Source organism: Brooklawnia sp., assembly GCF_049651565.1.
Lineage (GTDB): Bacteria > Actinomycetota > Actinomycetes > Propionibacteriales > Propionibacteriaceae > Brooklawnia.
Window position 1 is genome coordinate 1 of sequence record NZ_JBASCI010000057.1, and the last position, 6,753, is coordinate 6,753.

The 6,753-nt window shown below is 71.2% G+C and carries 7 protein-coding genes; 3 read left to right on the forward strand and 4 right to left on the reverse strand.

All coding sequences use genetic code 11. The features are described 5' to 3' along the window. Window positions 1–1,358 (reverse strand): DUF5671 domain-containing protein (locus WBL05_RS02780; RefSeq protein ID WP_424223600.1); only part of this gene is annotated, 1,358 nt, incomplete at its 3' end. A 10-nt stretch (window positions 1,359–1,368) separates the two neighbouring features. Further along, on the reverse strand, window positions 1,369–1,794 hold the full coding sequence (locus tag WBL05_RS02785; RefSeq protein WP_424223601.1) for a hypothetical protein: 426 nt from the start codon (window positions 1,792–1,794) through the stop codon (window positions 1,369–1,371). A 354-nt stretch (window positions 1,795–2,148) separates the two neighbouring features. Here WBL05_RS02785 and WBL05_RS02790 point away from each other — a divergent pair, with 354 nt between their 5' ends. Further along, a complete protein-coding gene (locus WBL05_RS02790) occupies window positions 2,149–2,487 on the forward strand; it encodes a ubiquinol-cytochrome c reductase iron-sulfur subunit (RefSeq protein ID WP_424223602.1) in 339 nt (112 codons plus the stop codon). 6 nt (window positions 2,488–2,493) lie between these two features. Here WBL05_RS02790 and WBL05_RS02795 read toward each other — a convergent pair whose 3' ends face one another. Beyond that, a complete protein-coding gene (locus WBL05_RS02795; protein WP_424223603.1) occupies window positions 2,494–3,375 on the reverse strand; it encodes a hypothetical protein in 882 nt (293 codons plus the stop codon). Window positions 3,376–3,383: 8 nt separating this feature from the next. Between WBL05_RS02795 and WBL05_RS02800 the strand changes: the two genes are divergently transcribed. Next, a complete protein-coding gene (locus WBL05_RS02800) occupies window positions 3,384–4,649 on the forward strand; it encodes a polysaccharide pyruvyl transferase family protein (protein ID WP_424223604.1) in 1,266 nt (421 codons plus the stop codon). Window positions 4,650–4,654: 5 nt separating this feature from the next. On the opposite strand, the gene WBL05_RS02805 is transcribed toward WBL05_RS02800, so the two are convergent. After that, window positions 4,655–5,707, reverse strand: coding sequence for a glycosyltransferase family 2 protein (locus WBL05_RS02805; RefSeq protein ID WP_424223605.1), 1,053 nt, complete (start codon window positions 5,705–5,707; stop codon window positions 4,655–4,657). A 100-nt stretch (window positions 5,708–5,807) separates the two neighbouring features. On the opposite strand from WBL05_RS02805, the gene WBL05_RS02810 reads away from it, so the two are divergent. Further along, a complete protein-coding gene (locus WBL05_RS02810; protein ID WP_424223606.1) occupies window positions 5,808–6,698 on the forward strand; it encodes a ribokinase in 891 nt (296 codons plus the stop codon). Window positions 6,699–6,753 lie beyond the last annotated feature (55 nt).

Below are 6,753 nucleotides of genomic sequence, written 5' to 3' on the forward strand. Positions count from 1 at the left end.
GCGCCGAGCTGGGCGTCCACCAGGTCGCGGAAGAAGTTGTAGCCGGCGACCAGCAGGGCGATCACGGCGGCCACGCCGGCGACCCCGAACAGCAGCACCAGGTAGACGCGGCGGGGCAGCGCCGTCACCTCAACCGCCGGGCCGGCTGCCACCGCAGCCCGGACACCGCGCCAGTGCCACCACCACACCGGGACGCCGACCAGTAGCAGCGTGAGCGCGGCCAGCAGGGTGTTCATCGTCGTCATGCCGATGTCGACGCCGGGGGTCACCGACTCGACCAACGCCACCAGGATGGTACCCACGCCGGTCGCGGCCGCGACCAGGGCGATGCCGGCGACCAGGTACTCGTAGATCCGGTGCACCTCACCACGCTCGGCCACCGATCCTTCGAGCAGGGCGCGGTGGTACCACCACACCAGCGCTCCGACCGCCACCCCGGCCAGCTCGACGGCGGCGTCGTCGAAGTGTGCCGTCCAGGTGACGTCGAGCCGGTCGCCCAGAAACCAGACCAGCCCGCTCCACAGCAGCCGGCTTGCCGAGACGATCGCGGTGACCAGTCCGCCGGCCACCCCGACCAGCAGCACGTGGGCGAGCCACCAGCCCTGGCGGGGCAATCGGATCGCGGCGGTGGCCCAGTACCTGACCCAGACCAGGCCCCAGCCGACCAGCACGCTGCCGGCCTCGGCCAGGTTCACGATCGGTCGCCCCATCACGTCGGGACGCAGCAGCAGGTCGAGCGAACGTCCCAGCGTGAGCAGCAGCCCGGTCGCCCCCAGCACCAGGCCGAGGACGGAGCCGAGCAGCAGGTGCGCCGCGTTGCGCCCGGCGTCCAGCAGCCGCCCGGCGAGCAGCCAGTGGCCCAACCAGATGGCTCCCCAGACGATCAGCTGCGCTGCCGCCTGCGGGTTGAGCCGCGTTTCGTCGACGGCGTCGAAGATCAGGGTTTGCACGGCGACGGCGGCGACCACGGCGCTGGTCAGCGCGGTCAGCGTCAGGTAGCCGGTGAACACCGGTGAGCCGGTCTCCTTCGGGTTGGTGCGGTGGCTGTGCCAGGACCACCAGCCGACCAGGCCGAGCAGGGGCAGGCCGATCAGCACGAATGCCAGCGCCCGCGCCAGCAGCAAGGAGTCGTCCTGCCACTGCTCGGGCTCGGCACCGAACAGTCGGGCGAGCAGGTCGGACAGGCCTACCGCCACCACCATCACCAGTGCGAACAGCACGCCGTACTGGAAGAACCGCCGCACCGTCCGGGCGTCGACGCCGCCGTCGGAGGAGCGTCGGCGGGCGGCCGTGATGCCGAGCCCGATCAGCACCGCCACCAGGGCCCAGCCGACGAGGCTGACTGCGATACCAAGCACTATACCGTCCTCACTTGCAGGAGTAGATCGGCCACGGATTGCCGGTGATCAACCAGCCCGAGCCGGCGCGGACGAGGTCGAAGACCTCACGATGCGACCACGAGTTGAACGGACCACCCTGCTGCTCGGTCACCTCAACCACCACGGTGGCGGCGTCCCCGGTCGTCTCGCTGCTCACCACGGTCATCTGGATACTGCTCGGCCGGTAGGAGTTGCGCAGCGGCGCCTGGCACTCCAGGTCGGGGTGCAGGTAGCCGACCGCCGCCTCGTCGTCCCGGTCGATGACCGCGATCACGAACAGTTGGACGGTGCCCTCCGGGGTGGCCTGGTCGAGCTCGGGTGGTTGTCGGCCGAGGGTCAGCACCGCAGCGACCACCGCCAGCACGATCACCAGCCCGGTGATCGTGGCCAGCACCACGTTGGGACGCGCCCTCATGGCAACAGCGTCCCCCATTTCGGCCGCGGCGGGAAGGGTGACGCGGCTGGCCGAGCCGCCCGCGTGCACTTTGCGTACCCCTGGACGGGTAACTGCCCGGGATCGGGGCATCCCAGGCTCAGGGCGGGCAGTATGCCGCACCACGCCCGGAAACTGCCCGGGATCGGGGCCAAACCCGAGCAGTATCCTGCGTCACGCCCGGAAACTGCCCGGGGCCGGGGCGGCGAGCGGATCACGGGCTCGGGCTTCAAGGCCAATCGCTGAGGCCGCCCAACAGTCCATGTGACACTGATCCCAGGGCGCCATGGCCTCCCGGGGGCCACCGCCGATCGGGCGTCCAAACGAGGAGCCGTCATGGAACGTCGCACTGTGATCCAACTCGGTCTGAGCGCGCTGGCCGTCGGGGCGCTCGGCTCGTGCAGCCGGGATGAGCCCGCGCCCGGCAGCGCAACCGACCCGGCCACCGCCGCCAGCACGGACTCGGCCCCAACCACCGCAACCGCCCCAGCCCCCACCACCACCGGCCCGGAACCCACCCTGGAGTCGGTCCAGGGCCAGGACGCGGTCTGCCCCTGCCACGGGTCGAGGTTCTCGATCGTGGACGGGTCGGTGGTGCAGGGGCCGGCCACCGAACCGCTGGTCCAGGCGTCGTCGGTCACCGTGGACGGCGAGAACCTGGTCGTCGTCCTGTGACCCGGATCACACCGTCACCGGGACGCTGCCGTACGTGCCGACCGTCCAGTGCCGCCGGATCTCGAAGCCCCAGAACACCATGAACAGCCCGAGCTCGAGCGTCTCGACCCACAGCAGCGCGCTGGACACCCCCGCCGCCCGCAGGCCGTACCACAGTGCCGGGCCGCCGACAACCCTGCCGACCAGCAGCCCGAGGTAGAGGCTGCGCAGACCTGTCCCCGGTCGGTGGGCGGCGTCGTGGACGCCGCCGCGGTGTCTGGGCGCTACCACGTGGCTGGCCACGGTGATGATCAGGCTGGCGATCAGCAGGAACGCGGCAACCAGGTGCAGCCCGGCGAACCTGGTGTCGGGTTCGAACACCCTGATCAGCACCAGCATTGTCTGGCCCGCCAGCCCGACCAGCGCGGCGGTCACCAGCACCCGCGTCCCAACTGTGCCCTGCCACAACCGCCCCAGCGGCCACGGCCCCTTGAAGTAGTCGAACAGGACGAAGCCGACGGCCGCCACCAGGTAGCAGAGCAGGATCACGCGCAGCGACAGCGTCGGATCGGCCTCGCCCTGCACCCGCACCGTCGGCGCGCTCCGGGAGAAGTCGAACGGGACGAAGGCCACGATCGGGGCGTAGAAGCCGGCGCAGTTGAGGGCCAGGTCCTCCAGGTCGGAGCAGCCGCGGAAGGCCACCACCCCGAGCGCGGCAGCAGTGAGGCAGCCGACGAAGACATCGCGGGCCGGCCCGCCGTAGTATGCGTTGATCGAGTCGTTGAACTGCCCGGTCAGCGCGGCGAAGACCACAATGGTCAGCAGCAACAACGTGATCGGGACGAAGACGAGGATCCGGATGGTCTGCTGCCCATCGGCCCCGTCCGGACGTGGCATCCGATTGCGCATGTGGCATCGTGCCACGAATCCGCTGGCAGGAAGGTGGCGACATGGTGCGGGTGGCGATCCAGGGTGACATCGGCCAGCAGGCCTACCACGTCGGGGACGAGGCGATGGTGCATGCGGCCGTGGAGCAGTTCGCGCGCCGCGGCATCGACTCGGTCGTCCTGTTGACCCGCGACCAGGCGCAGACCCGGCAGCACTTCGGCGCTCAGGTGGACGCCGCGCCGACCCTGGTCTTCCCGTGGCCGCCGGCAGATCGGGAGCGCTACCTGGGCGAGATCAGGTCGGTGGTGGCCGGACGCGCCGACGCGCTGCCCGCGTCCGATCAGGTCTTCGGGATCATCGAGACCCTGCGCGGAGTCGATGCGCTGTTCATCGCCGGCGGCGGCAACATGAACTCCCGGTACGGCTGGCTGCTGCACGAACGGGCCGCCATGGCCCACATCGCGGCTCGGCTGGGCAAACCGGTCGTCATCGGCGGCCAGACCCTGGGACCAGAACTGTCCGACACCGACCGCGAGACCCTCGCCGAACTGCTGACGCGGGCGTCCCTGGTGGGGCTGCGCGAGGCGGACTCGCTGGAGCTGGCCCGCGAACTGGTGCCCGACCATCCGGGCCTGCGCGCGGTGCTGGACGATGCGTCCGACCTGCCCGACCCGACCCCAGCGGTTGCACCCGCCACCCGGCCAACCATCGCAGCCACCTTCAGCCCGCCGGAGGCGACCCCGCAACCGCTTGCCGCCAGGGCGTACGCCCGGCTGCTGGACGTGGCCGCCGCCCACCTGGGCGCCGAGGTCAGCTTCCTGCCGCACATGGCCGTCCCCGGCACCGGCGACGGGGACGAGGCCTTCCACGCACGGGTCGCCGAACACCTCAGCGTGCCAGCCGAACTTCGTCCGATCGCCTCGGCGCTGGAGACCGCCGCCCGAACCCGGGACGCGGCAGCGGTGGTGACGTCCCGCTACCACCCGGTGGTGTTCGCCTGGGCCGCGGGCAAACCGGCGATCGCCGTCGCACCCGACGAGTACACCTGGGTGCGGCTGGCCGGCGCGCTCGAGCGGTTCGGACGCCGCAGTCAGGTGCCGACGCTGGAGGAGCTGGTGGCCGTCGACTCGGTCCTTGCCGAATGGCTGGAGCCGCTGTCCCAGCCGGTCAGGCGTCCCGAACCGCAGTTGCTGGCCGCGCAGGAGCAGTGGTGGGACGACGTGGTGGAGGCACTGCAGGCCGCCGCTCGACGCGGGCCGCGCCGCCGCAGGTTCGGCTGGAGGCGGCGCCGGTAGGGCAATTACTTCTCCGGCGGCGGACCGCCCCGGAAGATCATCGCGAAGCCGCGCTTGACCAGGTAGAGCGGGTTGGTGCGGTTGGCGACGTAGCGCTCCAGTTCGTCCATCCGGCTGTGCAGATCACCGGTCAGTTGGTCGAACCGGGCATCGATCTGGCGGGTGATGTCCTGGCGCAGGTCGTCGAAGTGCCGGGCCATCTCGGCCCGGGCGCGCTCACCGTGCTCGACCAGTTCGGCGGCCAGGAACGCCCCGAACAGGTAGGGGCCGAGCGAACCGCCGCGGGAGATCTCGTCCCTGATCGCCGCCGCCCGCACCTCCATGTCGTACTTGGCGTGCATCAGGGGCGCGTTGATGCTGTTCGCCGAGGCACCGCTGGCGCTCGGCCGCTGGCACCACAGCGCCAGCCGTTCGTCCACGATGCCGATCGGGTGCCGGGCTGCGACCCGCAGGTTGAAGTCCCAGTCGCCAACCACCGGCAGCGCCTCGTTGTACAGCCCGACCTCTTCGTGCAGCCGCCGCCGGTACAGCACCCCGATCGGCACCATCCGGTTGACCCAGACCAGTTCCTGGATGGTGATGGTCGGTAGGTGCGTCCAGAAGTCCTTGCGGCCGGTCTCGACGAAGGTGCCCTCGACCTCCTCCTCGAAGCGGATCTGGATGCGCACCACCACCATCTCGGTTTCCGGGTGGGCGTCCAGGAACCCGACCGTACGGGCCAGGAATTCCGGCTCCCACAGGTCGTCGTCGTGGATGCAGCAGAACTCGGAGTCGGAGGCCAGCAGCCCGGCGTTGGCGGCGGCCTCCATCCCGGTGCTGGTGCTTCGGTGCAGGACCGTGGTGCGCCGCTGTATCCCGGCGGGGGCCTGCGCCAGTACGGCGTCCACCGGTTCGGGGTCGCCGGCATCGTTGACCACCACCACGTGGTAATCGGTGAATGTCTGCTGGTCGATGTTGGCCAGCGCGCGGCCCAGGAACTGGGGCCGGTCCTTGGTCCGGACCACGACGGCGACTCGGGCGCTGGGGTGGTCCGGCGGACTGACCTGATCCGACTGCATGGGGCACATGCTATAGGCGTTGGCCGCGGCGCCCGAACCGCGGCCTGATCCATGGCCGAACTGGCATAGCCTTCTTGGAACGTGTGGGAGTGGGGGAGCCATGGGTATCTCGGTGATCGGGTCGGCCAACGCAGACCTGACGGTGCAGGTCGAGCGGCGTCCCGATGCCGGGGAGACCCTGCTCGGCAGCGACCTGCTGACCAGCGCCGGTGGCAAGGGCGCCAACCATGCGGCCGCCGCCGCACTGCTGGGCGCAGAGGTGCGCTTCTACGGCTGCGTGGGCGCGGACGCCAACGGTGCGGTGGTGCGCGCCAGCCTGCTGGCCGCCGGAGTACACCTGGAGGCGTTGGAGGTGACCGCCGCGGCCACCGGCTGCGCGCTGATCCTGGCCACCCCTGACGGCGAGAACTCCATCGTGGTCGCGCCGGGCGCGAACCGGCTGGTCAACGCTGAGTACCTGGCGAGACATCCGCAGTGGCTGGCGGCCGACGTGGTGGTGATGCAGCACGAGGTGCCGCTGGAGACCATCAGCCGGGTGGCCGCCACCTGCCGCGAGCGGCGGCTGCGGTTCATCCTCAACGCCGCCCCCGCCGCCCCGATCGCCCCGGAGGTGCTGGCGGTCTGCGACCCGCTGGTCGTCAACGCACACGAGGCGGCGGTGGTCGCCGGACTCGGTGCGGACGAACTGCCGGCCCGCCGGCTCGCCGAGCTGCTCGTCGACCTGGGGGCACGCAGCGTCGTGGTCACCCTGGGCGCCGCCGGTTCGATCGGGCTGGACACCACCGGGGGTTTCATCCAACAGGACGCCGAGCCGGTAGCCGCGGTCGACACCACCGGTGCCGGGGACGCCTTCGTGGGTGCGCTGGCCAGCGCGCTGGACGCCGGCCGGTCGCTGGCCGAGGCCATGGCGCTCGGCACCCGGGTGTCGGCGGTGGTGGTGCAGCGGGCCGGGGCCCAGACGTCCTACCCGCGCCTTGACGAGCTCAGGTAGGACGCCGAACCCGGAACGCCGGTCAGGCCTCGGGCGCCAGCCGCGCCCAGACCCG